The organism is Parasedimentitalea psychrophila (assembly GCF_030285785.1).
Lineage (GTDB): Bacteria > Pseudomonadota > Alphaproteobacteria > Rhodobacterales > Rhodobacteraceae > Parasedimentitalea > Parasedimentitalea psychrophila.
Map to the genome: position 1 here is coordinate 1,260,024 of NZ_CP127247.1, position 23,078 is coordinate 1,283,101.

Below are 23,078 nucleotides of genomic sequence, written 5' to 3' on the forward strand. Positions count from 1 at the left end.
AATAGGTCCGAGGCTACATGCGGCCCGGATGGGGGTAAGTCAAGCTTGGCTGGCCTCATCGACCGTAAGACCGGCAATCAGCCGCGCCTCGATCACCACAAAGGCCTGCGCCCAGGGATGATCGTCGGTCAGGGTCACATGGATCACCGCTTCGTGACCCGGAGGCGTCATCTCGCCCAATCGCGCGGCGGCCCAGCCGGTGACATGCATCACCGGTTGGCCACTGCGCAGGTTGCTGACCGCCATGTCCTTCCAGGCGATGCCCATGCGCAATCCGGTACCCAGAGCCTTGGAGCAGGCCTCTTTGGCGGCCCAGCGTTTGGCATAGGTGCCCGCCACATCCAGACGGCGTTCGGCCTTGCGCTGCTCGACCGAGGTGAAAACCCGGTTTTTAAACCGGTCGCCAAACCGATCGAGCGTGCGTTGTATCCGCTCGATATTGGCGAGATCACTGCCGATGCCGAGAATCATGGCCGACCTCCGTAACTGCCCGGAATTTTTGAAAATTCCGATCCGTTTTCTGGCAAGAAAACGGCAAGCCCCATCAGCCTCGCGCCTCGTCCATCAGGCGTCGCATTTCACGAACCGCGGGGGTTAGCCCCCTGAAAATCGCTTCCCCAATCAGGAAATGACCAATGTTCAATTCCTGCACCTCGGGGAAAGCCGCGATAGGTGCAACGCAGTCATAGGTCAGCCCGTGGCCGGCATGAACCTCCAGCCCAAGCGAATGGGCATAGGTGGACATTTCACGTAGGCTCTCAAATTCCGCGTCACGCAATTTGAAATCACCTTCGGCATGGGCATCGCAATAAGCCCCCACATGCAGCTCGATAATATCAGCACCAACCCGGTGCGCGGCTTCGACCTGCTTCATGTCAGCAGCGACAAAAAGCGATATTCGGCTACCAGCCTCACGCAGTGGCGCAATGAAATCGGTCAGCTTGTTTTGCTCACGCGCCACTTCCAGCCCACCCTCGGTGGTGCGCTCTTCGCGTTTCTCGGGCACGATGCAAACCGCGTGCGGGCGATGCCGCAGCGCAATGGCCTGCATTTCGTCGGTGGCTGCCATTTCAAAATTCAGCGGCAGGGTAAGCGCCTGCATCAGGCCTTCGATGTCGGCGTCAGTGATATGGCGGCGATCCTCACGCAGGTGGGCGGTGATGCCATCAACGCCGGCCTCTTCCGCCATTTTTGCAGCCCGAATCGGGTCTGGATTGGAACCACCACGCGCATTGCGCAGCGTCGCCACATGATCAATGTTGAGACCCAGTCGAAGAGAGTTTTTGGCCATTGCTGTTAGTCCTAAAAAGCCCAGTTTGACCAGACAGTAGACGGCTAGGCGAAAAGAGCAAACTGCAAAATCCTAAGGCAACTTATGCGAGGCCACTTTGATCGAAACCGCAGTGCCGGGGAGGCCGTTTTCCACCCTGGCCCGCGCTTTGATCGCCTTGAATTTGGCTTTGATCTTAGAGCGGCGGCGGTGCTGATAGGCCCGGATCAGCGGCACGCTGAGACCATAGCAGACTGCCGCCGCCACCAGGCCGGGAATCACCCCGCCGATCAGATAGGGCAGAAACACCTCGTTGTAGAATATCTGCAACCCATGCCAGTCCGCCTCGCGGTCCGAGATCAGCGCCAGCAGATTGTTCCACAGATCCTTGCTGACCCCAAAGAACTTGCCGATCAGCGAATGATCCACCTCGGTGTCAAATTCGGTGCCCAACAACCAGTGGCCGGTTTGCAGCGATGCTACTCCGATCGGCACATAGGTCAGCGGATTGCCAAAAAAGGTGCCGCTCAGCGCCGCCAGGATATTGCCGTTGAACAACCGCGCCAACATCACCGCCACCACAAAATGCAGCCCATAAAACGGCGTAAAGGCAGTGAACACCCCCGCCGCGATGCCACGCGCAATGCGTTCCGGCGAATCAGGCAGCCGCCGCACCCGGTGTTTTACGTAATGGAATGCCCGCGTCCAACCGCCACGCGGCCAGAGAAAATCCGCAGTCGCACGTAGCGGCGAACGTCGGTCACGGCGCCTGAATACCAACGAATGCATCCTTCCAAGTTGTGGCCCCGATTAAGGTCCAGTTAATGGCCCCACTTAGCGCTGGGGCTTCTAGTTTGCGCTCTGTTTCGCAGGATAATCCCGCAGTCGTTCAACCGCGGCCACGTCATTTTCTGCCTCCAGCATCAAAATCAGCGAATGCAACTGTTCAACATCGCGCAGCTCGACGTTTATCACCAAACGGTAAAAGTCTGGTTTCCGGTCGATAAATTCCAAGTCCGAGATATTGGCCTTTTTCTCGCCAATCAATGTGCAAATTCGTCCCAGTACCCCGGCATCATTACCAATGGTCAGCCCCAGGGTCACGCCGTAAACCGCAGGGTGATTGCCGCTATGCCAATGCACGTCTACCCAGCGCTCTGGCTGATCTTCGTAATTGCTCAGATGGTCACAATCTGCCGCATGAACCACCACACCGCGACCGCGATATGTGATCCCGATGATCCGCTCACCGGGCAGCGGCTGACAGCAGGCGGCGCGTTCAAAGCCTTGCCCCGGCTCCAGGCCGATCACCGCGCGGCGCGGTGAGATCTCATCGCTCTTGTCGGGAACCAGATCCGGGTAAACCGCCTGCACCACATCATGGCCGGTGATTTCAGCAGACCCAAGACGCGCCAGCAGTTCATGGGCGTTGCCCAGCCGCAAGGCCCGCGCCGCAGTCTCCAGCGTTTTATCGGTGGCCTTGCGGCCAACATGCTCAAACGCCGACCGCGCAAGCTCATGGCCCAGCTTGACAAACCGCTCACGGTCCGCATCCCGCAAGGCGCGGCGGATGGCGGTCCTTGCCTTGCCGGTGGTGGCAATCTCCAGCCAGCTGACCTGAGGCGTCTGACCTTCGGCGGTGATGATCTCCACCGATTGGCCATTGCGCAGCCGGGTCCACAGCGGCACCCGAATGGCATCCACCTTGGCCCCGACACAGGCATGGCCGATCCGGGTGTGGATCGCATAGGCATAGTCGATCGGCGTCGCCCCCTTGGGCAGCTTGATCACATCACCCTTGGGGGTGAAGCAGAACACCTGATCCGAATACATCTCCAGCTTGACTGCTTCGAGGAATTCGTCGTGATCCTCTTCGGCGTCGAACTGTTCAGTCAGCGAGGCAATCCATTTGGCCGGGTCCACCGCAAAGGGGTTCTGGGTGCGCACCCCATCCCGGTACGACCAATGGGCCGCCACCCCGGTTTCGGCAACGTCATGCATCTGCCGGGTGCGGATCTGCACCTCGACCCGCTTGCCGTCGCGCCCCGACACCGTGGTGTGGATTGACCGGTAGCCGTTTGATTTCGGCTGGCTGATATAATCCTTGAACCGTCCCGGAACTGCCCGCCAGCGCTGGTGAATAGCACCCAACGTGCGATAACTGTCTTCCTCGGTGGCGGTGATGATGCGGAATCCATAGATGTCGGACAGCCGCGAGAAGCCCTGATCCTTTTCCTGCATCTTGCGCCAGATCGAATAAGGTTTCTTGGCGCGGCCAAATACTTCGGCTTCGATGCCCGCCTTTTCCAGCTCGCTGCGCATATCGCCGGTGATACGATGGATCACATCGCCGGTTTCGCGTTGCAGGGTGATAAAGCGGCGAATGATCGACTGGCGGCCCTCGGGGTTGAGCACCCGAAAGGCCAGATCCTCCAGCTCTTCGCGCATCCACTGCATCCCCATGCGACCGGCCAGCGGCGCATAGATATCCATCGTCTCATGGGCTTTTTGCGCCTGTTTGTCCGGCCGCATCGCCTTGATGGTGCGCATATTGTGCAACCGGTCGGCCAGCTTGACCAGAATCACCCGCAGGTCCTTGGACATCGCCATGAACAGCTTGCGAAAATTCTCGGCCTGTTTGGTTTCCCGGCTGGACAGCTGTAGATTGGTCAGCTTGGTGACACCGTCGACCAGTTCGGCGACCTCTTTGCCGAACCGTTCCGAGACCTCTTCGTAGTTGGCCTTGGTGTCTTCGATGGTGTCATGCAGCAGCGCGGTGATGATGGTGGCATCATCCAGCCGCTGTTCGGTCAGGATGGCAGCAACCGCAACCGGATGGGTGAAGTAGGGTTCACCCGAATGCCGGAACTGGCCCAGATGCATCTCTTCACCATAGGCAAAAGCCTCGGCGAGCCGCTGTTCGTTGGTCTTGGGATTGTAGTTGCGGACCAGCGCAATCAGATCTTCAGTTGATATCATTTCCGGTCCGCAGCCTTATTTATATATGCGGCTCAGCCCTGTCCTTGGGCTTCCATCAGCGCCCGAAGAAGCTTTTCTTCGGACATGTCGTCATCGGCCGGCTTGTCAGCCTCGCCACCCATCAACAGCGCCATCGAATCCTCTTCGGGCTCATCGACTTCGATCTGCGTCTGGTTGCTCTCGATCAGCCGTTCACGCAGCGCATCGGCGCTTTGTGTTTCGTCGGCGATTTCACGCAGGGACACGACAGGGTTCTTGTCATTGTCACGCTCAACGGTGATCGGCGCACCGGCCGCAATCTCACGAGCGCGATGGGCTGCCAGCATCACCAGCTCAAAGCGGTTGGGAACTTTATCAACGCAGTCTTCAACCGTTACGCGGGCCATCAGCGACTCTCCAAATGAGTAAGGATCCAGAACGCTGGTGTGTAAGCCCGATTCTGCGCCTTGACAAGCGTTGAATACGACAGTTTCGCCCCCGTCATAGCGGCTGCACCTCGGCAACCGCAGCTTTCGGCAAGGCGGCCAACATTTCACGCGCCGACAGACCCAGCACCGGATGCTGCCAATCCGGGGCGATGTCGCACAGCGGCACCAGCACAAATCCACGATCCTGCAGACGCGGGTGCGGCAATATCAGCTGCTCAGGCGCCCGGCGTGTCTGAGCAGCCAGCGGCAGAGCCTGCCAGTGCCGATAGGTGGCCAGATCGGGCGACACCTGATCCTCGCGGGCAATGAGATCCAGATCCAGGGTCCGCATCCCCCAACGCTGCTCCCGGACCCGCGCAAACTGCGCCTCGACATCATGCAAAATCGCCAACAGATCCGCTGACGAGATATCCGTACTGAGCTGTATTACCGCATTGACATAGTCAGGCCCCGCCCCGGCGGGAAAACACGGTGTGTGAAAAAAGCGAGACAGTAACTGTACATACAATCCGCGACGGGAAAGCTCTGCAATGGCAGAGACTAACGTGCTTTGCGGCGCTCCGGCTGCCGAGGGCAGGTTTCCGCCGAGTGCGATTAACGATTTTGACCGGAATTCGGTCATTTTTGACCCCATTTCATATATGCATTACACTTGCAGCAAGTGACAAATAACTTACATTAAGTCCACTCGCATCGTGTAATTTTAGCATTCACTCACGGACCACTCAGCAAGGTGCGATTTATACCGGAAGGACATTATTATGTTTTACAAAGACGAACGGCTAGCGCTGTTCATCGATGGATCGAATCTTTATGCTGCAGCCAAGGCGCTCGGCTTTGATATCGATTACAAGTTATTGCGTCAGGAATTCATGCGCCGCGGCAAGATGCTGCGGGCGTTCTACTACACTGCGCTGCTTGAAAACGATGAATATTCGCCGATCCGACCGCTGGTAGACTGGTTGCATTACAATGGTTTTACCATGGTGACCAAACCGGCCAAAGAATACACCGATAGCATGGGCCGCCGTAAGGTTAAGGGCAACATGGATATCGAACTGGCCGTGGACGCCATGGAACTGGCGTCGCGCGTTGATCACATTGTGCTGTTTTCCGGGGATGGGGATTTCCGGCCGCTGGTTGCCAGCTTGCAGCGTCAAGGTGTTCGGGTGTCTGTGGTGTCAACCATTCGTAGCCAACCGCCGATGATTTCAGATGAGCTGCGTCGTCAAGCCGACAATTTCATCGAACTCGAAGAACTGAAGGATGTTATTGGCCGTCCTCCACGCGAAATGCCTGCCGAAGATCGCAGTGTTGCCTTTGCTGGCAAGTAACGCGCCTCAAGTTCCTTGAGGTGACGATCAAACAGGCGCCGGGTGAAAATCCGACGCCTGTCTGTTGCCATCAGCCTGTCTGTTGCCATCAGCCTGCCTGTTGCCATCAGGCCGGTGCCCCGAGCGGCCCTGCCACCCTCAGCCCCTGTCAGCAGCCCCTGTCAGCCTTTGACCTGCGCATTGATATCATTGTGGCGCTCTATGATCTCAGGTGGCCAGCTGCTTTTGATAAAGGCCAGCACCGCCAGAATATCGCGTTCGCTCAGCACGCCTTGATATCCCTGCATACGACTGCGATAGCCGGACCCCACCAGGGCCTCCGTCCCCTGCCGGGTGATCGCCAATAGCTGGGCGTCGCCATGGTGCCAGGTGTGACCGGTCACGTCATGCGGCGGCGCCGGCAAATACCCCTCGGCATCGCGTTCACGCCAATTTTCCTGCCCCTGCAACTTATCCCCGTGGCAGCTGGCGCAATAGTCCTGATACAGCTCTGCTCCGCGCGTCACAGCAGCTGCGTCCTGATACGGAATCAGTCCAGTCGCTTGAGCGCCCGCGCCCTGGCTCCACAGCAATGCGGTCACGGCCACCGCCCCGATCGCGACGCCACCCAAAATAATCTTCATTGCCAGTTCTTTTTACCTCAGTTTTGCCCCCACCTGCCCCTTCCCGCGCTGGAAGCTCCAATCAAATCGCCGCGATCACCTCTGCCTATGGACCTGACGCCGGGAAAGCCGTAGCTCTGCACCCCAAGGAGACCGCCATGACCAAGCCCGCCCTTATCCTGTACCTGGCCGCCCCGCGCGGATTTTGCGCCGGAGTCGACCGGGCGATCAAGATCGTTGAAATGGCGATCGAGAAATGGGGCGCTCCGGTCTATGTGCGCCATGAGATCGTCCATAACAAGTTTGTGGTGGACGGTCTGCGCGACAAGGGCGCGGTATTTGTCGAAGAGCTGGCGGATTGCCCCGACGACCGGCCAGTGATCTTCTCCGCCCACGGGGTTCCCAAATCGGTACCGGCGGCAGCCTCATTGCGCCAGATGATCTATGTGGATGCCACCTGCCCGCTGGTCTCTAAGGTGCACATCGAGGCGCAGCGCCACGCGGCGGCCGGATTGCAGATGATCATGATCGGCCACAAGGGCCACCCGGAAACAATCGGCACCATGGGCCAGCTTGCCGAGGGCGAGGTTTTGCTGGTGGAAACGGTCGAGGACGTGGCCACTGTTGCGGTGCGCGACCCAAACCAACTGGCCTTTGTCACTCAGACCACCCTGTCGGTCGATGACACCAGGGGCATCGTGGCCGCGTTGCACGCCCGCTTCCCCGCCATCATCGGCCCCCACAAGGAAGACATTTGTTACGCCACCACCAACCGCCAGGAAGCGGTGAAAACGGTGGCCCCCAAAAGCGACGCCTTGCTGGTGGTCGGGGCGCCAAATTCATCAAATTCGCGCCGTCTGGTCGAGGTCGGAGCCAAGGCCGGCTGCAAATACTCGCAACTGGTGCAGCGGGCTGAAAATATCGACTGGCGCGCCCTAAACGGTATCCGCAGCATCGCCATCACCGCCGGCGCCTCGGCCCCTGAACTGCTGGTGGACGAGGTGATCGACGCCTTCCGCAGCCGCTATGACGTCACCGTCGAAGTGGTGGAAACCGCCATTGAGGATATCGAGTTCAAAGTCCCCCGCGTGCTGCGCCAACCGGCCTGATACCCCCTAAATTGGAGCCCCGATGACCGACCGCGAAACAATGGATGTCTACGCCAAAGCAGCCGACGACTACGCGAGAAATTTCTCTGACACCAAAGCCATAGACATGAACCAAGAGGCCGACCTCGACGCCTTTTTCGCGCGAGTTCCCAAAGGCGGGCTTGTTCTCGATCTCGGATGCGGCCCCGGCCAATGGGCCGCCCGGCTGCGCGACGCCGGCCTGATCGTCGACGCAACCGACGCCTCACCTGAAATGGTGCAACTCGCCATAGCCAATTACCGGCTCAATGCCAAACTTGCCACTTTCGAACAACTGACCGTTGAAGACCACTATGACGGCATATGGGCCAATTTCAGCCTGCTGCACGCCTCTCGCGCCGATTTTCCCGGCCACCTAGGCCGCGTCCACCGCGCCTTGCGCCCTGGCGGCACCCTTTCCATCGGTATGAAACTGGGCAGCGGAGAACACCGCGACAGTCTTGGCCGATTCTATGCCTATTACCGCGAAGACGAGCTGCGCGCACTGCTCACCGAGGCTGGTTTCACGGTCACCCGCTCCAGAGTTGGAAATGGCAAAGGATTGGCTGGCAGTGACGATACCTTCGTAGTAATGACCGCGCATGTCTGAACTATATGCATATACCGACGGAGCTTGCTCCGGTAATCCCGGTCCCGGTGGCTGGGGCGTGCTGCTGCGCGCCCTTGATGATGACGGCAAAATTGCCAAACAGCGCGAGCTGAAAGGCGGCGAGCCCGATACCACCAACAACCGGATGGAGCTGCTGGCCGCGATCAACGCGCTGGAAAGCCTCAGCCGCCCCTCGACGCTGACCGTAGTGACCGATTCGGCCTATGTGAAAAATGGCGTCACCGGCTGGATCTTTGGCTGGAAGAAAAACGGCTGGAAAACCTCGGCCCGGAAACCGGTCAAGAATGTCGATCTGTGGATGCGGCTGGACGAGGCGCAGGTCCGTCATCAGGTGACCTGGAAATGGATCAAGGGCCACGCAGGCCACGCCGAAAATGAAAAGGCGGACGAATTGGCCCGCGCAGGCATGGCGCCCTTCAAGCCGAAAAAATCAAAGTCGTGACCACCCCAAAGCTCTGATAGGCTCGGCTCATGAGCTTTTTGACCCTGTTGGATTATGCCTCGGTTCTGGTCTTTGCCCTGACCGGGGCGCTGGTCGCCAGTCGCGCCCAGCTGGATATCGTCGGCTTTGCCTTTGTCGCCTGCCTTACGGCGGTCGGCGGCGGCACCATCCGCGACCTGTTACTGGATCGCCACCCGGTATTCTGGGTGGGTGAGCCCACTTACATCCTATTGGCCACCGGTGCTGCGATCTTGGTGTTCTTCAACGCACACCGGGTAGAAAGCCGCCAAAAATGGCTGATCTGGCTGGACAGTTTTGCCCTTGCGGTTGCGGTCTCTGCCGGAACCGGTGCCGCGATGGAGCTGGACAAACCAGCGGTCATTGTGGTGCTGATGGGCATGGCCACCGGCTCTCTTGGGGGGTTGATGCGCGATGTGGTCTGTAACGAGGTTCCGCTGGTGCTGAGACAGGGCGAGCTTTACATCACCTGCGCCATGGCGGGCGCCATCACCGCCGTCAGCCTCGACACCCTGAGCCTTGCCAAGGATCTAGGCCTGCCCGAGCACAGCGCCCTGATCGCCTGTGCCGTCACCTGCTGGGCCCTGCGGGCCGGATCAATCCATTTTGGCTGGCACCTGCCAGTCTACAAAAGCCGCCCACCGCGCCGCTAGGCTATTTTTGAATATAGGTCTGCCACAGCCAGATCAGCAGCAATGCCCCCAGCACCGCGCCGACAAATCCCGCCAGCATCCCCATCACCGTCACCAGAAACCGCAACAGCAGCCCGCCAATCAGCGCCCCAGCCATGCCGATCACCACAGTGGTCACCACATTCGCGTCAATCCGCATCAGCCGTGTGGCCAGAAATCCAGCGGCGGCTCCGATGATAATCAGGGCAATAATGGGCATTGCGCTCACCTTTTCCAGTGAAAGGGCACGATGATCAGCGCCCCGATTGACGACGCAATGGCATTCCAGCCCGCCGCATGAAAGCCGATGCCAAACATCAGCCGCACGAAATAGAATAAGAAAGCGCCACCGACACAGATGATGATCGACGCCAGGTAGCCATTTGCTGTGAAGCCGGAGCGCTCAGCCCCATAGCCAACCATCCCGGCAATCACCACGGTGCCCATCAAGGTTAAAAACATGCAGGCGCTCCGGTTAGAAACAATCGCCCGGCGTCATCGGGAAACCGCGCAAGAAGATGTCACGATCCTGCGCGCCTTTGCCTGCCCGTTGCAAGCGCAGCAGCTCTACCGCGCCCGAACCACAGGCAATGGTGAGGTTTTCATCCAACACTTCGCCAGGGCGTCCCTGCCCCTGCGCCAAACGCGAGGCCAGCAGTTTGACCCGCTGCCCCCCGATCTCGCTCCAGGCTCCGGGGAACGGCGACAACCCCCGAATCTGGCGATCCACCTCAACCGCGGGACGGGTCCAGTCAATGCGCGCCTCAGCCTTGTCGATCTTACTCGCATAGGTCACGCCCTGCTCAGGCTGCACCTCGGCCCGCAAGTCCGGCAGCTGGTCCAATGCGCTGACAATCAGCTTTGCGCCCATCTCTGACAGCCGATCATGCAGCAGCGCCGTGACCTCCTCAGCCCCGATGTCCGTCGCCTGACGCAGCAATACCGGCCCGGTATCCAGCCCGGCCTCCATCTGCATGATGCAAATGCCGGTCGCCGCGTCCCCGGCCATGATCGCCCGGTGGATCGGTGCGGCGCCGCGCCAGCGCGGCAGCAGGCTGGCGTGAATGTTCAGGCAGCCCTGGCTGGGCGCATCCAGAATAACCTGCGGCAGGATCAGCCCATAGGCCACCACCACCGCGATATCGGCGCCCAGCGCGGCAAATTCGTCCTGCACTTCCGGGGCTTTCAGCGACACCGGGTGGCGCACCTGCAAGCCCAACTCAACTGCGCGCGCATGCACCGGCGTCGGCCGGTCTTTCTTGCCGCGCCCGGCAGGGCGCGGTGGCTGGCAATAGACCGCGGCAATCTCATGCCCAGCGCCAACCAAGGCCTCCAGCACCGGAACCGAAAAATCGGGTGTTCCCATGAATATGACGCGCATCGCTCTGCTTTCTGTGTAGGGTGCGTGCTGGCACGCACCGTGCCTCGCCAGTGATTAGCCGTTCAGCTTCTTGGCCTTGCGCAACAGCATGTCGCGTTTGACCTTGCTCAGATGATCAAAATACATCTTGCCGTTCAGATGATCGATCTGATGCTGCACGCTGGTGGCTTCAATGCCGACAAAATCGCGCCGGTCAACCTGCCCGGCCTCGTTCATGAACCGCACCGTCACCGCCCGCGGTCGTTTGATCTTGGCCGAGACGCCGGCCAAATTGGGGCTGGCCTCGTCATGTTCGCGCAGCTCGATCGAGGCATGCAGCACCTCCGGGTTGGCCATTTTCACAGCGCGGCCCCGCTGGCGCGAGCCATCGACAACTGCCAGTCGCAGCATCACCCCGATCTGCGGCGCCCCCAGCCCGACGCCGGGCATCGCCTCCATGGTCTCCACCATATCGTCCCAGATGGCACGGATCTCATCGGTGATCTCAGTCACCTCTTCGGCTTTGCTGCGCAGGCGTTTGTCGGGCCAGGGCAGGCAGATACGGGTTGTCACGTGTTTCTCTCCAAAAATTCGGCCTCGGCCCTGGCGCGATCGGCGCCTGACAGGTGATCAAATGTCACCGTGCCGTTCAAATGATCAAATTCATGCTGAATGCAACGGGCTTCAAACCCGTCAAAATCCGCCATATGAATGTCGCCCTCAGCCGCCGTCCATTGCACGGTCACCGCCTTGGGGCGTTCAACCGACACCAGTACACCGGGGATCGACAGACCGCCCTCGTCTGCCACAACCGGAGAGCGCTCGGCGGCCATGATGGTTGGATTGATCATCACCATCGGCGAGGGTGTGCCCTCTTTCCAGCTGCAATCCATCACAAACAGCCGCTTCATCACGCCCACCTGCGGTGCCGCCAGCCCGCGGCCCTGCGCGCCGTACATGGTGTCGAACATATCCGCGATCAGATCATCCAGCGGCTCGGCCAATACAGGCTCACAGCGCTGGGTCAAACGGGCATCGGGCCAGATCAGGATCGGCAGCACGCTCACCCGCGGGCCATTTCGCGTTTCAGCTTTTGCATCTTGCGGGTGATCATCTGACGACGCAGCGGTTTCAGGTAGTCGATGAACAGTTTGCCCTGCAGGTGGTCAATCTCGTGCTGCACGCAGGTCGCCCACAACCCGTCAAAGGTCTCACGCTGGGCATTGCCGTCGCGGTCCATCCATTCCACATTTACAGCCTCGGGGCGGGTCACTTCGCCGTATTGCTCGGGGATCGACAGACAGCCCTCCTCATAGACATTGGTCTCATCCGAGGCGGACAGGATCACCGGGTTGAACATCACCAGCGGCCGCGGCGTCTCACCCTCTTCCTTGACACAGTCCAGCACGATCAACCGATCCATGACGCCGATCTGCGGCGCGGCCAGACCAATGCCCGGCGCGTCATACATGGTTTCCAGCATATCAGCAGCCAGCTTGCGCAACTCATCCGTCATGTCAGCGACGGAGGTGCAAACCTTTTTCAGGCGAGGGTCGGGATGGATCAAAATATTACGTTTCATGCCCCCGATTTAGGCCATTGCCCCAGCCACCGCAACGCCCCCCTTGCACCTGCCGTGTTTCGCAGTAGCTTCAGGCCCAAACAGCAGGAGATTTCACGATGAATTTTGACGATCCCATCGACCGTCGCGGCACCCATAGCACCAAATGGGACAAGATGGAGACCCTCTATGGCGTCTCGCCTGAGGACGGTCTTTCCATGTGGACGGCTGATTCCGACTACGCCACTGCCCCCTGCGTCATCGACGCGATCCACAAAGCTGCCGATCATGGGGTGTTTGGCTACTCATGGGACCATCCCGACTATCTCTCGGCGGTGCAGTGGTGGATGCAGACCCGCCACAACTGGGCGATCGAGCAGGACTGGATTCTCACCTCGCAGGGTCTGGGCAACGCCATTGCCCTGTGTCTGGATGTCTGGAGCGATCCGGGCGACGGGGTCGTGACCTTCTCGCCGGTCTACCACGAGTTTGCCCATAAGATTGCCAAGACCGGACGCAGCCTGACCGAATGCCCGCTGAAACGCGCCGACGACACCTATGTTCTGGATCTGGACGATGCCCAAAGCCGGTTGACGGGCAATGAGAAACTACTGCTCTGGTGCTCGCCTCAGAACCCATCAGGCCGGGTCTGGACCCCGGAAGAGCTGCGCGAGATCAGTGCCTTTGCCAAGCGCAACGATCTGATCCTTGTCGCCGATGAGATCCACCATGATCTGGTTTTCCCCGGCAGCACCTTTGTGCCGATGGACGTCGCCGCCCCCGAGGCCCGCAGCTGGACGGTCACCCTGACCGCTTCGTCCAAGACCTTCAACATTGCGGGTCAGCGCACCGGCAACATGATCATTGCCGACGACAGCCTGCGCGCTGCGATGAAGCACCGCATGAATACACTGGACTACGGCGCCGGCAGCCTGGCCATCAATATGATCACCGCCGCCTATTCACCGGACGGCGCCAAATGGGTGGACGCCCAGATTGCTTACCTCGATGAAAACCGGCGCATCTTTGATCAGGCGATCAATGCGATTCCCGGCCTGAAATCACTGCCGCTGCAATCCACCTATCTGGCCTGGGTCGACTTTGAGGGCACCGGGATGAGCCACGACGAAGTCGCCGCCCGCATCCGCGACACTGCCAAGATCGCGGTGTCACAAGGCCCCAGCTTTGGCGCCGGGGGCGAAATGTTCCAACGGTTCAATCTGGCCACCCAGCGCAGCCGGGTGATTGAGGCTTGCGAGCGGATGACCCGGGCATTTTCGGATCTGCAATAAAAGCCGCCCGGCGAGTCACCCCAGCGAGGTGATTGGTTTCAGAGCGTAAAAAAGGCCCCGCAGTCGGGGCCTTTTCCATGTGATCTGTGGTCGACCGGCCTAGGCCGCGTCATGCCCAAGCAGCGCCACCGGAGCATCCGGCGCCCGGTAGAAATCCAGCGCCGGTTTATCCGCAACCGCCGTGGCGCGCTTGAATTCGTATTGCATCTCACCAGCCTCGACCTCGGTCCCTACAATAAGGCACTGATACAGGTGATTTGTGCCGTCATATATATCAACCAGACCGCGCAGCTTCGGGACAATCCCCTCTTCAACGGCAAAGCCATCTTTCCACATCCGCAGCACACGGTAGACCTCGCCCCCGACGCAAACCCGCAGGCGGCTGGACTTTTTCATCGCGGCTAAACGGGCGGCGTCCAATCCCTCTTGAACTTCTTTCGGCAGGTATGTCGACATCTGGCGGACCTTTGCTATTCCAAGTCTAAGAGTGCTTTTCCAATGTATAAAATCAAGTGAACTTTTTCTAAAATCGACCTTCCGCTGGATGTTTTTTCCCCCCACAGAGCAGAGCCCCCCGAAGCTGTGCAGCCACGCAGAGCTGTTGCGCGCAACCGGCGATAGGCCCGGCGCGTGTTTCACAGTATCTTTGCTACAGGAAACACAACAGGCAACACAGAGGAGCAGCGGCATGGGACTGTTGATCGACGGAAAATGGCACGACCAGTGGTATGACACCAAAACCACCGGCGGCACCTTCAAGCGCAGCGAATCCAAGTACCGCAACTGGATCACCAAGGATGGTCAGGCCGGACCCTCGGGCCGCGATGGGTTCAAGGCGGAAAGCGGCCGCTACCATCTTTATGTCTCGCTGGCCTGCCCCTGGGCCCATCGCACCCTGATCTTTCGCCAGCTCAAATCGCTGCAAGACCACATCAGCGTCTCGGTCGTGCACCCGGACATGCTGGGTGAAGGCTGGAGCTTTGACACCGACGAGCACGGCGCCACCGGGGACGCATTGTTTGGCCTCAGCCATCTGCATCAGATCTACACCCGCGCCGATGCGGCTTTCACCGGACGTGTCACCGTTCCCATTCTATGGGACAAACACCGCAACACCATCGTGTCGAACGAAAGTTCCGAAATCATCCGGATGCTGAACGCGGCTTTCGACGATCTGACCGGCAACCGCGAGGATTACTACCCGCAAGAGCTGCGTGAACCCATCGAGACAATAAACGCCCGTGTCTACAGCAGCCTGAACAACGGCGTCTACAAATGCGGCTTTGCCACCACGCAAGACGCCTATGACGCCGCAATAGAGCCGCTTTTTGACACATTAGAGTGGCTTGAGGATCTGCTGTCCGAGCACCGCTATCTGCTGGGCGACAAAGTGACCGAGGCCGACTGGCGGCTGTTCACCACCCTTGCCCGGTTTGATTCCGTCTATCACCTGCATTTCAAATGCAATCGCAAACGGCTGATCGACTACCCCAACCTCTGGGCTTACTGCCGCGAGCTGTACCAATGGCCCGGCGTTGCTGAAACCGTCGGCATGATGCATATCGTGCGCCACTACCATTACAGTCACAACTCCATCAATCCGTACCGGATTATTCCGACCAACCCAGTGCTGGACTGGACCGCAGCCCATGGACGCACCAGCGCCCGCCCTGCAGGTTAATGGCCACCCGCGTAATGTTCGACCATCGCCGCCAGATCTTCTGGCGGCGTACCGCTCTGCACAAAGGCACAGGCGTTGGGACTATGGGAAAATATCGACCCGTCCGAGAAAAAGCTGGTGTTGGTGACAAAAATCACCCGCGCCTCTGGTCGGCGATAGCTGGCAAAATCGGCCACCGCCAGCGCGCTGCCCTCTTTGAGCACCAGATCCAGAACGATAATGTCATAGGCCCCGGCAGATAACGCAAATATCGCCGCCTCTTGGGTCTCCACCCGGGTGACCATCACCCTTTGCCGTTCAAGGTGCCTTTTCCAAAGCACCCCGAGTTCTAAACTGCTCTCGACAATTAAAACATTCATACAATAACCGGGCACACTTACAAAACACAGTGCCACTCTCCAACTCGGGAACCGTTAAAAACATCTTAGCAAATTTTACGCTAACCACCAAGCACGGTTGCCTCATGCGCGGTCTTGCGCAATATGCGCTTAGCCACAGTCAACGTGGCTGGACTTTCACCAGTGTTCATCAGGCCTTGCCATGCCCAGTTTATCCAATAAAATTCCGCAAACTCAACGAGATCACGGCGGCGGCCTTGATGCGGGGGTGACGCGATATGGCGGCAGTCGATCCGATTGGATTGATTTGTCAACGGGGATCAATCCATTACCTTTCCCCCTACCCGAAATGCAACCGCAAGCCTGGACCGCACTGCCGGACCACAACGCACACCAGAGCCTGATCGAATCAGCCCGGTCTTTTTGGCAGATACCAGCACAGGCAGCAGTGCTGGCAGCCCCCGGGGCCTCGGCGCTGATCGCCAGCCTGCCCGCTCTGGCGCCGCCGCAAACCGTGCAGATCACCGCGCCCACATACAATGAACACGCCGCCGGATTTCGCGCCCACGGCTGGGCCGTCAGCGATCATGGCCCGGCCCAGGCGCGGGTGCTGGTCCACCCCAACAACCCTGATGGGCGCCTGTGGACGGCGCAGGATGTCACCGCGCCGTTGACCGTGATCGACGAGAGCTTTTGCGATATCTGCCCGGATCAGAGCCTGATTTCGCTGGCAGAGCGCCCCGGCGTTGTGGTGCTGAAAAGCTTTGGCAAGTTTTGGGGGCTGGCCGGCCTGCGGCTGGGATTTGCCATCGGCCACCCGGATCTGATTTCGCGACTTGCCACATGGCAGGGCCCTTGGGCGGTCTCTGGCCCCGCGTTGCAAATCGGGGCGCAGGCCCTGCAGGATCACGACTGGGCCGCCGCCACACGCAGCCGGCTGACCCGCGACGCCGCCCGTCTGGATGCACTGGTGCTGGCACGTGGGGGCCGTCTGGCCGGAGGTACCCCGCTGTTCCGTCTGTACCAGGTCGACGACGCAGCCGCCTGGCACGACCGTCTTGCCCGCGCCCATATCCTCAGCCGGATTTTCCCCTATTCCAAAACCTACCTGCGTCTAGGGCTGCCGCCCTCCGATGGCTGGGACCGGGTAAAGGCCGCCCTATGAGCACCGCCACCCTGCTGGTTGCAGCCCTACTGCTGGATGCCGTTCTGGGAGAACCAAAATGGCTGTGGTCGCGGCTGCCGCATCCGGCGGTGCTGATGGGGAAACTGGTGAATGCCCTGGATCAGAGCCTGAACAGGGGCGATTTTCGCCGCCTCAAGGGCGGGCTTACCGCCGCCATCCTGATCGTGATCGCTCTGCTCCTTGGCTGGCTGCTGTCGCTTCTGGGCCCGGTGGCTGAGATCATTTGCGCCGCCATTCTGATCGCCCAACGCTCGCTGGTTGATCACGTCGGCGCCGTTGCCTCGGGCCTGCGCCGATCACTGGCTGATGGCCAAAGTGCGGTGGCGATGATCGTCAGTCGTGACACTGGAACGATGACCGGTCCACAGGTCGCCCGCTCGGCCATCGAAAGCGGCGCCGAGAACTTCTCTGATGGGGTCATCGCCCCCGCCTTTTGGTTTCTGGTTGCCGGGTTGCCGGGGCTGCTGGCCTATAAGATGATCAACACCGCCGACAGCATGATTGGCTATCGCAATCACCGTTACGAGGAATTTGGCAAGGTCTCTGCCCGCACCGATGACCTGCTGAACCTGATCCCTGCCCGGCTGACCGGTCTGCTGATTGCCGTCATCAGCGGCCAGTTGCGCCATTGCCGCGCCATCGTCAGCGACGCCAAAGGCCACCGTTCGCCCAATGCAGGCTGGCCCGAGGCGGCCATGGCGCGCGCCTTGAACCTGGCGCTGTCGGGGCCACGCTCTTATGACGGGCAGATGCGGGAATTTCCTTGGGTCAATGGCACGGCAAACAAAGCCATCGGCGCCCATGACATCGACGCCTGCAGCGCCCGACTTTGGCAGGTCTGGGGCCTTGTGCTGACCATGACGGTTGCCTTGGTCCTGCTGTTCTAGCTAACAAGGGGCAGCCTTTTCATTATGGATTGCCATTTCATGCGCCTTTTGCCCCTTGCCCTTGTTGCCTGCCTGTTGCCCGCCGCTGCCTTTGCCCAATGCGGCGGCAGTTTCTCGGGGTTTGTCAAAGACCTGAAACGAGAGGCCATCAGTAGCGGCCACAGTGCCGCCAGCACCAAGGCCTTTTTCAAATCCGTCAAACAAGACCCCAAAGTGCTGCGCGCAGATCGCGCCCAAGGGATTTTCCAGAAACCCTTTATCGAGTTCAGCCGCCACCTGATTTCACAGAACCGGGTGGACCGTGGCCGTTCAATGGCCAAAAAATACGACGCCACCTTTGATCGGATTGAGGCTGCCTATGGCATTGACCGGGGCGTGCTGCTGGCGTTCTGGGCTTTTGAAACCGACTATGGCGCCTTTCAGGGCGATTTCAACACCCTGAACGCACTGGTGACCCTGTCGCATGATTGTCGCCGCCCGGAGCTGTTCCGCCCGCAAATTTTTGCCGCGCTGGAGCTTTATGAGCAGGGCGGTTTTGATCCGCGCAAAACCACTGGCGCCTGGGCCGGTGAAATCGGCATGGTGCAGATGCTGCCCCGCGACATTCTGCAAAACGGGGTGGATGGTGACGGCGACGGTAAGGTCAGCCTGAAAACCTCGGCCCCGGATGCGCTGATGTCGGGCGGCAATATGCTGTCGCATCTGGGCTGGACCCCGGGCCAACCCTGGCTGCAAGAGGTGACGATCCCGCGCGGGTTGGATCTTACAAAAACAGGCCCTTCGCAAAAGAATTCAGTCTCTAACTGGGCCAGAATGGGCGTTCAGCCCCGCTCAGGCACCCTCGCCAGCGGCAGCCTGCAGGCATCGCTGCTGCTGCCACAGGGTCACAAAGGGCCGGCCTTTCTCGCCTACCCGAATTTCGACGTCTATTTTGAGTGGAACCAGAGCTTTACCTATGTGCTAACCGCCGCCTATTTCGCCACCCGACTGGAAGGCGCCAGTGTCTACAGGGCCGACAACCCCGATCAGGGTCTTGACGGTGGCCAGATGAAGCAACTGCAAAAGAAATTGCAGGCGCGGGGCCATGATGTGGGTGAGGTCGACGGGATTTTAGGCTCTAAAACCCGCATTGCGGTGCAGGCTGAGCAACAACGCCTTGGCCTGCCGGCTGATGCCTGGCCAACGCCCGCCCTGTTGAACAGGCTCTGATCAGCGCCAAGGCGGGGGAGGTGTCCCCCGCCCGGTCAGGCTCACCAGTCGATGAAGGCTTCGAACTCGGCTTCGGCTTTGGTCCATTTGCTGACCAGCACCGCAAAATCATCGGCGTCGATGCCCGCATTGCCAAGGTACAGATCATGCTCGATCCGGGCGGATCCGCTGTCAGAGATATAGGCGCGGGAAAAACGATTGTCGGCGTTCCAGCTGTTGACCTTGGATTTGCGCACGCTGCCTTCGGTCTTATACCCCGAGAAGAACTGGATTGATTTGCAATCCGCATTGTCGGTGCAATCATAGAAATACAACACAAAGTCCGAACCGTAGTATTCGATCTTTAGTTTCGGATCACCGGCATTGTCCACGGTGCGCTCCACATCGCCACCTTCTTCGACAAAGAACGCCAGCAGCGTATCGGGGTCCGTCGCCACCAGCATCTCGGCCGAGGCCAAAGATGGCAGGGAAAGAGCGGCCACAACGGCCAGCTTCGCAATGTTTTTCATGTGTATTTCCTTCTGCTTACAAAATAACGCTCGTTTAGACAGTCCCAGACCCGCCGGAACCAAAAGAAGATCAGGCCACCATTGCCTCGGCTTTTTTCAAATCCACCGACACCAACTGGCTGACCCCTTGTTCCTGCATGGTAACACCAAACAACCGATCCATCCGGGCCATTGTTACCGCGTGGTGAGTGATGATCAAGAACCGGGTCTCGGTTTGGCGGCACATTTCGTCCAGCAGGTCGCAGAACCGGGTGACATTGGCATCATCCAGCGGCGCGTCGACCTCGTCCAGCACACAGATCGGCGCCGGGTTGGCCAGGAACACCGCAAAGATCAGCGCCAGTGCGGTCAGCGTCTGCTCGCCCCCGGACAGCAGCGATAGGGTCGACAGCTTCTTGCCCGGCGGCTGACACATGATTTCCAGCCCGGCGTCCAGCGGATCGTCGCTTTCGACCATCACAAGGCTGGCCTCACCGCCGCCAAACAGATGCCGGAACAGCGACGAAAAGCTGCCGTTAACCTGTTCAAACGCCGTCAACAGCCGCTGGCGACCTTCGCGGTTCAGACTGGCAATCCCGTTGCGTAGGGTCTTTACCGCCTCTTCCAGATCCGATTTCTCAGTGACCAGCGTATCATGTTCTTCCTGTATCTCGCGGGCGTCTTCCTCGGCCCGCAGGTTGACCGCCCCCAAAGCATCGCGCTGACGTTTGTGGCGGTTCACTTCGGTTTCCAGCACCTCGGCGGCGGGCATCACATCGGGATTGGCATCCAATTGGTCCAGCAAGTGCTGCGGCGTCAGCTGCTGATCCTCGGCAATGCGTTCAGCCGCATGAGCCACGGTTTCACGCGCCGCTTCGCTCAGCGCCTCGGCACGGGCGCGGGCCTCACGGGCTTCTGACGCCAGCCTCTCGGCCTCCCGCTCGGTCTGCACCTTGTCGCGCAGCAACGTTTCCGCCCCGATCAGCGCGTCACTGGCATGGGCCTTGCGCGCCTCGGCATCCTCGATAGCCTCTGTCAGCTCTTCACGTTTCTCGGCGATCTCAAACGGCACCGCATTGGCCTCTTCCAGCTCCTCCTGCGAGGTCTCCCGGCGCTCGGCCAGTTCGGTGATGCGGCGGTCTGCACTGTCCAGCCGGTGCTTCCAGCCACTGACCTCCTTGGTCACCTGCTGCGCCCGCTTGGTGCGCGCCTCGCCCTCCCGGCGCAGCTCATCATGGGCAGAGCGGTGCGACAGCATGGTGATGCGGGCGGCTTCAACCGCCTGCTTGATGTCCTCGACACTGACCCTGGCCGTCTCCAGGTCGCCAAGATCCTCCAGCCCCTCTTTCGCCTCGGACAATTGCTCCTGCGCCGCCTCGGCATCCTCGTCATGGCGCGCCACCGCGATGCCGAGAGTCTCTAACTTGCCCTCTGCCAGGTTGCGGTTGGCCTCTGCCCGGCTCAATGCGCGCGCACTGTCTGCCACCCGCTGATCCGCGGCGCGGCGGGCCTGACGGGCATCCTGATCGGCCAGGGCAACCTGCTCCAGCTTGCGCACCAACATCTCATGTGCGGCGCGCGCCCCCTCGGTTCGCGCCCCAACCCGCTCCATGTCCTGTTTCAGCGTTTCCAGCCGGTTCAGCTGCTCCAGGCGCAGCGCCGCCGCACTTGGCGCGTCTTCAGCCCAGGCCCGGAACCCGTCCCAGCGCCACAGATCACCTTCGAGCGAGACCAGACGCTGACCAGGCTGCAACTGCGGCTGCAGGCGGGGCCCGATATCGCCGTCAACCAGAGCAATCTGGGCGATCCGCCGCCCCAGCACCTCGGGGCCGGACACATGTCGCGCCAGCGGCTGTGATCCTGCGGGCATCGGCAGGTCGCGCGCATAGCCCGGCAGTTTCACCCAGCCCGAGGCGCCATCCTCCGCCACCAGCGGCATCCGCAGATCATCCGCCAGCGCCGCCCCCAGCGCCTTCTCATAGCCCGGCTCGACCTGAAACTGGTCCAGCACCTGGCCGCCCTCGGCGGTGTCGCGTTCCAGCAATTTGGCCAGCGCCGTCACCTCGGCCCGCAACGCCCCCAACTCGCCCTCGGCCTCAGAGCGCTGCGCCCGTGCATCCGATTCCCGCGCCTGCGTTTCGCTGCGCAAATCATCCGCCGCTGCCAGCGACTCTTCGGCCAGCTCCGCAGCCTCGCGGGTCTCTTCCTCGGCCTCGACCGAGGCTTCAAACGCGGCCTCTGCCCGGATCAGAGACTGTTTTGCCTCGTCTACGGCGGCCCGTGCCCGGTCGCCTTCGCCGATCGCCCGCATCAGGGCGCGGTTGTGATCTTCCACCAATCGCTGCGCCGACTGATGCCGCGCCGCCAGCCGCGCCACATCTTCGGTCAGCTGCGCCAGATGGTCCTCGTGGCCCTGCAAAACACTGGTGGCATCGCGAGACAGCGTCACCGCCTCGCCCAGACGATCGTCATGGCCCTCACCGGCCTTGGACAATTCGCGCGCTTCCCATTCCAGCTGCTCAATGGTTTCGCCGGCATCCCGGTTCAGGCCGCTTTCGCGGTCGATATCGCGGCCCAGCTGCAGCACCCGGTTGGTTAGGGTCTCAATCGCTTGGCGCGCCTGCGCCTCTTGGGCGCCGAGCGCGTCCCGCTGCACCACCAGCCGTTGCAGAATGGCGGCGGCAATGGCGTCTTCATCGCGCAACGGCGGCAGTTTACCTTCGGCCTCGCTGCGCTGCTCTACCGCCAGTCGCGCCATCGCCGCTGCCCTGGCCGCCTGGCTGACACGCGTCCGGTCCACCTGCTCGGCCGCCAGCCGCGCCTCATCGGCCTCGCGCCAGCGGCGATATAGCAACATGCCCTCGGCGCGGCGCAATTGCGCACCAATGTCACGGTACCGCTGCGCCTGCCGGGCCTGCCGCGCCAGCTGCGCCAGCTGAGCTGCCAGTTGCTCAATCACATCATCGACCCGCAGCAGATTGGTCTCGGTCCCCTTCAGCTTCAACTCGGCCTCGTGGCGCCGCTGATACAGACCCGAAATCCCCGCCGCCTCCTCCAAAATGCGCCGCCGCGCCTTGGGCTTGGCGTTGATCAGCATGGCGATCTGGCCCTGCCCGACCAACGCCGGACTATGCGCCCCGGTCGAGGCATCGGCAAACAGCATCTGCACATCGCGGGCGCGCACATCCCTGGAGTTAGCCTTATAGGCGCTGCCCACGTCGCGGGTGATCCGGCGCACGATCTCCAGAGTGTCACTGTCGTTAAATCCCGAGGGCGCCAGCCGATCGGTATTGTCGATCTGCAGGCTGACCTCGGCAAAGTTGCGTGCCCCGCGCGAGGCGGCACCGGCAAAAATCACGTCTTCCATACCGCCGCCGCGCATCGACTTGGGGCGGTTCTCGCCCATCACCCAGCGCAGCGCCTCAAGCAGATTGGACTTGCCACAGCCATTGGGCCCGACCACGCCGGTCAACCCGTCCGAGATGATCAGATCGGTGGGATCCACAAAGCTCTTGAAGCCGGTCAGCCTGAGTTTGGAAAAGCGCAAAACCGCCCCTTTTTGATTCCGTCTGCC

General features: G+C 60.5%; 27 protein-coding genes. 10 read left to right on the plus strand and 17 right to left on the minus strand.

The window, feature by feature from the left end; translation table 11 throughout:
- Nucleotides 1-39 precede the first annotated feature (39 nt).
- The 6 genes from acpS to folK all read right to left on the minus strand — a co-directional run bounded on the left by acpS (nt 40) and on the right by folK (nt 5,311).
- A complete protein-coding gene (gene acpS / locus QPJ95_RS06045) occupies nt 40-471 on the minus strand; it encodes a holo-ACP synthase (protein WP_270917792.1) in 432 nt (143 codons plus the stop codon).
- Nucleotides 472-544: 73 nt separating this feature from the next.
- On the minus strand, nt 545-1,291 hold the full coding sequence (locus QPJ95_RS06050) for a pyridoxine 5'-phosphate synthase (protein WP_270917791.1): 747 nt from the start codon (nt 1,289-1,291) through the stop codon (nt 545-547).
- Between the two features lie 72 nt (nt 1,292-1,363).
- Entirely contained in the window at nt 1,364-2,050 is a 687-nt protein-coding gene (locus QPJ95_RS06055) for a DUF2062 domain-containing protein (RefSeq protein ID WP_270917790.1), read from the minus strand.
- 69 nt (nt 2,051-2,119) lie between these two features.
- A complete protein-coding gene (locus QPJ95_RS06060; protein ID WP_270917789.1) occupies nt 2,120-4,249 on the minus strand; it encodes a RelA/SpoT family protein in 2,130 nt (709 codons plus the stop codon).
- Between the two features lie 32 nt (nt 4,250-4,281).
- Nucleotides 4,282-4,635, minus strand: coding sequence for a DNA-directed RNA polymerase subunit omega (gene rpoZ / locus QPJ95_RS06065; RefSeq protein WP_270917788.1), 354 nt, complete (start codon nt 4,633-4,635; stop codon nt 4,282-4,284).
- 94 nt (nt 4,636-4,729) lie between these two features.
- The gene (gene folK, locus QPJ95_RS06070; protein ID WP_313860122.1) at nt 4,730-5,311 is read right to left on the minus strand and encodes a 2-amino-4-hydroxy-6-hydroxymethyldihydropteridine diphosphokinase; all 582 of its coding nucleotides are present in this window, start codon (nt 5,309-5,311) and stop codon (nt 4,730-4,732) included.
- A 127-nt stretch (nt 5,312-5,438) separates the two neighbouring features.
- On the opposite strand from folK, the gene QPJ95_RS06075 reads away from it, so the two are divergent.
- Nucleotides 5,439-6,011 (plus strand): LabA-like NYN domain-containing protein, encoded by a 573-nt coding sequence (locus QPJ95_RS06075; protein ID WP_270917786.1) that lies wholly within the window; start codon nt 5,439-5,441, stop codon nt 6,009-6,011.
- 161 nt (nt 6,012-6,172) lie between these two features.
- Here QPJ95_RS06075 and QPJ95_RS06080 read toward each other — a convergent pair whose 3' ends face one another.
- Entirely contained in the window at nt 6,173-6,634 is a 462-nt protein-coding gene (locus QPJ95_RS06080; RefSeq protein WP_270917785.1) for a c-type cytochrome, read from the minus strand.
- A gap of 137 nt (nt 6,635-6,771) precedes the next feature.
- Here QPJ95_RS06080 and ispH point away from each other — a divergent pair, with 137 nt between their 5' ends.
- The 4 genes from ispH to QPJ95_RS06100 are packed head-to-tail and all read left to right on the plus strand — an operon-like array spanning nt 6,772 to nt 9,484.
- Nucleotides 6,772-7,722, plus strand: a complete 951-nt coding sequence (gene ispH / locus QPJ95_RS06085; protein ID WP_270917784.1) for a 4-hydroxy-3-methylbut-2-enyl diphosphate reductase — start codon at nt 6,772-6,774, stop codon at nt 7,720-7,722.
- A 22-nt stretch (nt 7,723-7,744) separates the two neighbouring features.
- Nucleotides 7,745-8,350 carry a class I SAM-dependent DNA methyltransferase gene (locus QPJ95_RS06090; protein ID WP_270917783.1) on the plus strand — a complete coding sequence of 202 codons (606 nt, stop codon included), beginning with the start codon at nt 7,745-7,747 and terminating at the stop codon, nt 8,348-8,350.
- Nucleotides 8,343-8,813 (plus strand): ribonuclease HI, encoded by a 471-nt coding sequence (gene rnhA / locus QPJ95_RS06095; protein WP_270917782.1) that lies wholly within the window; start codon nt 8,343-8,345, stop codon nt 8,811-8,813. The genes QPJ95_RS06090 and rnhA overlap by 8 nt, the downstream gene beginning before the upstream one ends.
- A gap of 29 nt (nt 8,814-8,842) precedes the next feature.
- Nucleotides 8,843-9,484 carry a trimeric intracellular cation channel family protein gene (locus tag QPJ95_RS06100; protein WP_270917781.1) on the plus strand — a complete coding sequence of 214 codons (642 nt, stop codon included), beginning with the start codon at nt 8,843-8,845 and terminating at the stop codon, nt 9,482-9,484.
- A gap of 1 nt (nt 9,485) precedes the next feature.
- Here the strand turns inward: QPJ95_RS06100 and QPJ95_RS06105 are convergent, their stop codons facing one another.
- The 6 genes from QPJ95_RS06105 to def (QPJ95_RS06130) are packed head-to-tail and all read right to left on the minus strand — an operon-like array spanning nt 9,486 to nt 12,444.
- Nucleotides 9,486-9,722, minus strand: a complete 237-nt coding sequence (locus tag QPJ95_RS06105) for a GlsB/YeaQ/YmgE family stress response membrane protein (RefSeq protein ID WP_270917780.1) — start codon at nt 9,720-9,722, stop codon at nt 9,486-9,488.
- A 5-nt stretch (nt 9,723-9,727) separates the two neighbouring features.
- A complete protein-coding gene (locus QPJ95_RS06110; protein ID WP_270917779.1) occupies nt 9,728-9,964 on the minus strand; it encodes a hypothetical protein in 237 nt (78 codons plus the stop codon).
- Nucleotides 9,965-9,977: 13 nt separating this feature from the next.
- Nucleotides 9,978-10,883 carry a methionyl-tRNA formyltransferase gene (gene fmt / locus QPJ95_RS06115; RefSeq protein WP_270917778.1) on the minus strand — a complete coding sequence of 302 codons (906 nt, stop codon included), beginning with the start codon at nt 10,881-10,883 and terminating at the stop codon, nt 9,978-9,980.
- Nucleotides 10,884-10,937: 54 nt separating this feature from the next.
- Entirely contained in the window at nt 10,938-11,435 is a 498-nt protein-coding gene (def, locus tag QPJ95_RS06120) for a peptide deformylase (RefSeq protein ID WP_270917777.1), read from the minus strand.
- Nucleotides 11,432-11,929 (minus strand): peptide deformylase, encoded by a 498-nt coding sequence (gene def, locus QPJ95_RS06125; protein ID WP_270917776.1) that lies wholly within the window; start codon nt 11,927-11,929, stop codon nt 11,432-11,434. Before def (QPJ95_RS06125) ends, def (QPJ95_RS06120) begins: the two co-directional genes overlap by 4 nt.
- Nucleotides 11,926-12,444, minus strand: a complete 519-nt coding sequence (def, locus tag QPJ95_RS06130) for a peptide deformylase (RefSeq protein ID WP_270917775.1) — start codon at nt 12,442-12,444, stop codon at nt 11,926-11,928. The genes def (QPJ95_RS06125) and def (QPJ95_RS06130) overlap by 4 nt, the downstream gene beginning before the upstream one ends.
- A gap of 98 nt (nt 12,445-12,542) precedes the next feature.
- Between def (QPJ95_RS06130) and QPJ95_RS06135 the strand changes: the two genes are divergently transcribed.
- Nucleotides 12,543-13,715: a MalY/PatB family protein gene (locus QPJ95_RS06135; RefSeq protein WP_270917774.1), complete on the plus strand. Its 1,173-nt coding sequence runs from the start codon at nt 12,543-12,545 to the stop codon at nt 13,713-13,715.
- 99 nt (nt 13,716-13,814) lie between these two features.
- Here QPJ95_RS06135 and QPJ95_RS06140 read toward each other — a convergent pair whose 3' ends face one another.
- Nucleotides 13,815-14,171 (minus strand): hypothetical protein, encoded by a 357-nt coding sequence (locus QPJ95_RS06140; protein WP_270917773.1) that lies wholly within the window; start codon nt 14,169-14,171, stop codon nt 13,815-13,817.
- Between the two features lie 232 nt (nt 14,172-14,403).
- On the opposite strand from QPJ95_RS06140, the gene QPJ95_RS06145 reads away from it, so the two are divergent.
- On the plus strand, nt 14,404-15,396 hold the full coding sequence (locus QPJ95_RS06145) for a glutathione S-transferase family protein (RefSeq protein ID WP_270917772.1): 993 nt from the start codon (nt 14,404-14,406) through the stop codon (nt 15,394-15,396).
- Here QPJ95_RS06145 and QPJ95_RS06150 read toward each other — a convergent pair.
- Nucleotides 15,393-15,755, minus strand: a complete 363-nt coding sequence (locus QPJ95_RS06150; protein ID WP_270917771.1) for a response regulator transcription factor — start codon at nt 15,753-15,755, stop codon at nt 15,393-15,395. The genes QPJ95_RS06145 and QPJ95_RS06150 overlap by 4 nt on opposite strands.
- A 181-nt stretch (nt 15,756-15,936) precedes the next feature.
- Between QPJ95_RS06150 and cobD the strand changes: the two genes are divergently transcribed.
- The 3 genes from cobD to QPJ95_RS06165 are packed head-to-tail and all read left to right on the plus strand — an operon-like array spanning nt 15,937 to nt 19,016.
- Complete coding sequence (cobD, locus tag QPJ95_RS06155; RefSeq protein ID WP_270917770.1) at nt 15,937-16,899, plus strand: threonine-phosphate decarboxylase CobD; 963 nt, start codon at nt 15,937-15,939, stop codon at nt 16,897-16,899.
- Nucleotides 16,896-17,807, plus strand: coding sequence for an adenosylcobinamide-phosphate synthase CbiB (gene cbiB / locus QPJ95_RS06160; protein WP_270917769.1), 912 nt, complete (start codon nt 16,896-16,898; stop codon nt 17,805-17,807). Before cobD ends, cbiB begins: the two co-directional genes overlap by 4 nt.
- 39 nt (nt 17,808-17,846) lie before the next feature.
- The gene (locus QPJ95_RS06165; RefSeq protein WP_270917768.1) at nt 17,847-19,016 is read left to right on the plus strand and encodes a lytic murein transglycosylase; all 1,170 of its coding nucleotides are present in this window, start codon (nt 17,847-17,849) and stop codon (nt 19,014-19,016) included.
- A 41-nt stretch (nt 19,017-19,057) separates the two neighbouring features.
- Here QPJ95_RS06165 and QPJ95_RS06170 read toward each other — a convergent pair whose 3' ends face one another.
- Together QPJ95_RS06170 and QPJ95_RS06175 are read right to left on the minus strand one after the other, a co-directional pair.
- Nucleotides 19,058-19,525: a YbjN domain-containing protein gene (locus QPJ95_RS06170; protein ID WP_270917767.1), complete on the minus strand. Its 468-nt coding sequence runs from the start codon at nt 19,523-19,525 to the stop codon at nt 19,058-19,060.
- 70 nt (nt 19,526-19,595) lie between these two features.
- Complete coding sequence (locus QPJ95_RS06175; protein WP_270917766.1) at nt 19,596-23,051, minus strand: AAA family ATPase; 3,456 nt, start codon at nt 23,049-23,051, stop codon at nt 19,596-19,598.
- Nucleotides 23,052-23,078 lie beyond the last annotated feature (27 nt).

What these genes read in the sequence shown, in the direction of transcription:
- QPJ95_RS06075 (WP_270917786.1), top strand. Translation starts at nt 5,439, where the DNA reads ATGTTTTACAAAGACGAACGGCTAGCGCTGTTCATCGATGGATCGAAT.
- rnhA (WP_270917782.1), top strand. Translation starts at nt 8,343, where the DNA reads ATGTCTGAACTATATGCATATACCGACGGAGCTTGCTCCGGTAATCCC.
- QPJ95_RS06135 (WP_270917774.1), top strand. Translation starts at nt 12,543, where the DNA reads ATGAATTTTGACGATCCCATCGACCGTCGCGGCACCCATAGCACCAAA.
- folK (WP_313860122.1), bottom strand. Translation starts at nt 5,311, where the DNA reads ATGGGGTCAAAAATGACCGAATTCCGGTCAAAATCGTTAATCGCACTC.
- QPJ95_RS06140 (WP_270917773.1), bottom strand. Translation starts at nt 14,171, where the DNA reads ATGTCGACATACCTGCCGAAAGAAGTTCAAGAGGGATTGGACGCCGCC.
- ispH (WP_270917784.1), top strand. Translation starts at nt 6,772, where the DNA reads ATGACCAAGCCCGCCCTTATCCTGTACCTGGCCGCCCCGCGCGGATTT.
- cbiB (WP_270917769.1), top strand. Translation starts at nt 16,896, where the DNA reads ATGAGCACCGCCACCCTGCTGGTTGCAGCCCTACTGCTGGATGCCGTT.
- fmt (WP_270917778.1), bottom strand. Translation starts at nt 10,883, where the DNA reads ATGCGCGTCATATTCATGGGAACACCCGATTTTTCGGTTCCGGTGCTG.
- QPJ95_RS06150 (WP_270917771.1), bottom strand. Translation starts at nt 15,755, where the DNA reads ATGAATGTTTTAATTGTCGAGAGCAGTTTAGAACTCGGGGTGCTTTGG.
- def (WP_270917775.1), bottom strand. Translation starts at nt 12,444, where the DNA reads ATGAAACGTAATATTTTGATCCATCCCGACCCTCGCCTGAAAAAGGTT.
- QPJ95_RS06060 (WP_270917789.1), bottom strand. Translation starts at nt 4,249, where the DNA reads ATGATATCAACTGAAGATCTGATTGCGCTGGTCCGCAACTACAATCCC.
- QPJ95_RS06080 (WP_270917785.1), bottom strand. Translation starts at nt 6,634, where the DNA reads ATGAAGATTATTTTGGGTGGCGTCGCGATCGGGGCGGTGGCCGTGACC.
- acpS (WP_270917792.1), bottom strand. Translation starts at nt 471, where the DNA reads ATGATTCTCGGCATCGGCAGTGATCTCGCCAATATCGAGCGGATACAA.
- cobD (WP_270917770.1), top strand. Translation starts at nt 15,937, where the DNA reads ATGCCCAGTTTATCCAATAAAATTCCGCAAACTCAACGAGATCACGGC.
- QPJ95_RS06100 (WP_270917781.1), top strand. Translation starts at nt 8,843, where the DNA reads ATGAGCTTTTTGACCCTGTTGGATTATGCCTCGGTTCTGGTCTTTGCC.
- QPJ95_RS06105 (WP_270917780.1), bottom strand. Translation starts at nt 9,722, where the DNA reads ATGCCCATTATTGCCCTGATTATCATCGGAGCCGCCGCTGGATTTCTG.
- QPJ95_RS06050 (WP_270917791.1), bottom strand. Translation starts at nt 1,291, where the DNA reads ATGGCCAAAAACTCTCTTCGACTGGGTCTCAACATTGATCATGTGGCG.
- QPJ95_RS06145 (WP_270917772.1), top strand. Translation starts at nt 14,404, where the DNA reads ATGGGACTGTTGATCGACGGAAAATGGCACGACCAGTGGTATGACACC.
- rpoZ (WP_270917788.1), bottom strand. Translation starts at nt 4,635, where the DNA reads ATGGCCCGCGTAACGGTTGAAGACTGCGTTGATAAAGTTCCCAACCGC.
- QPJ95_RS06170 (WP_270917767.1), bottom strand. Translation starts at nt 19,525, where the DNA reads ATGAAAAACATTGCGAAGCTGGCCGTTGTGGCCGCTCTTTCCCTGCCA.
- QPJ95_RS06090 (WP_270917783.1), top strand. Translation starts at nt 7,745, where the DNA reads ATGACCGACCGCGAAACAATGGATGTCTACGCCAAAGCAGCCGACGAC.
- QPJ95_RS06110 (WP_270917779.1), bottom strand. Translation starts at nt 9,964, where the DNA reads ATGTTTTTAACCTTGATGGGCACCGTGGTGATTGCCGGGATGGTTGGC.
- QPJ95_RS06165 (WP_270917768.1), top strand. Translation starts at nt 17,847, where the DNA reads ATGCGCCTTTTGCCCCTTGCCCTTGTTGCCTGCCTGTTGCCCGCCGCT.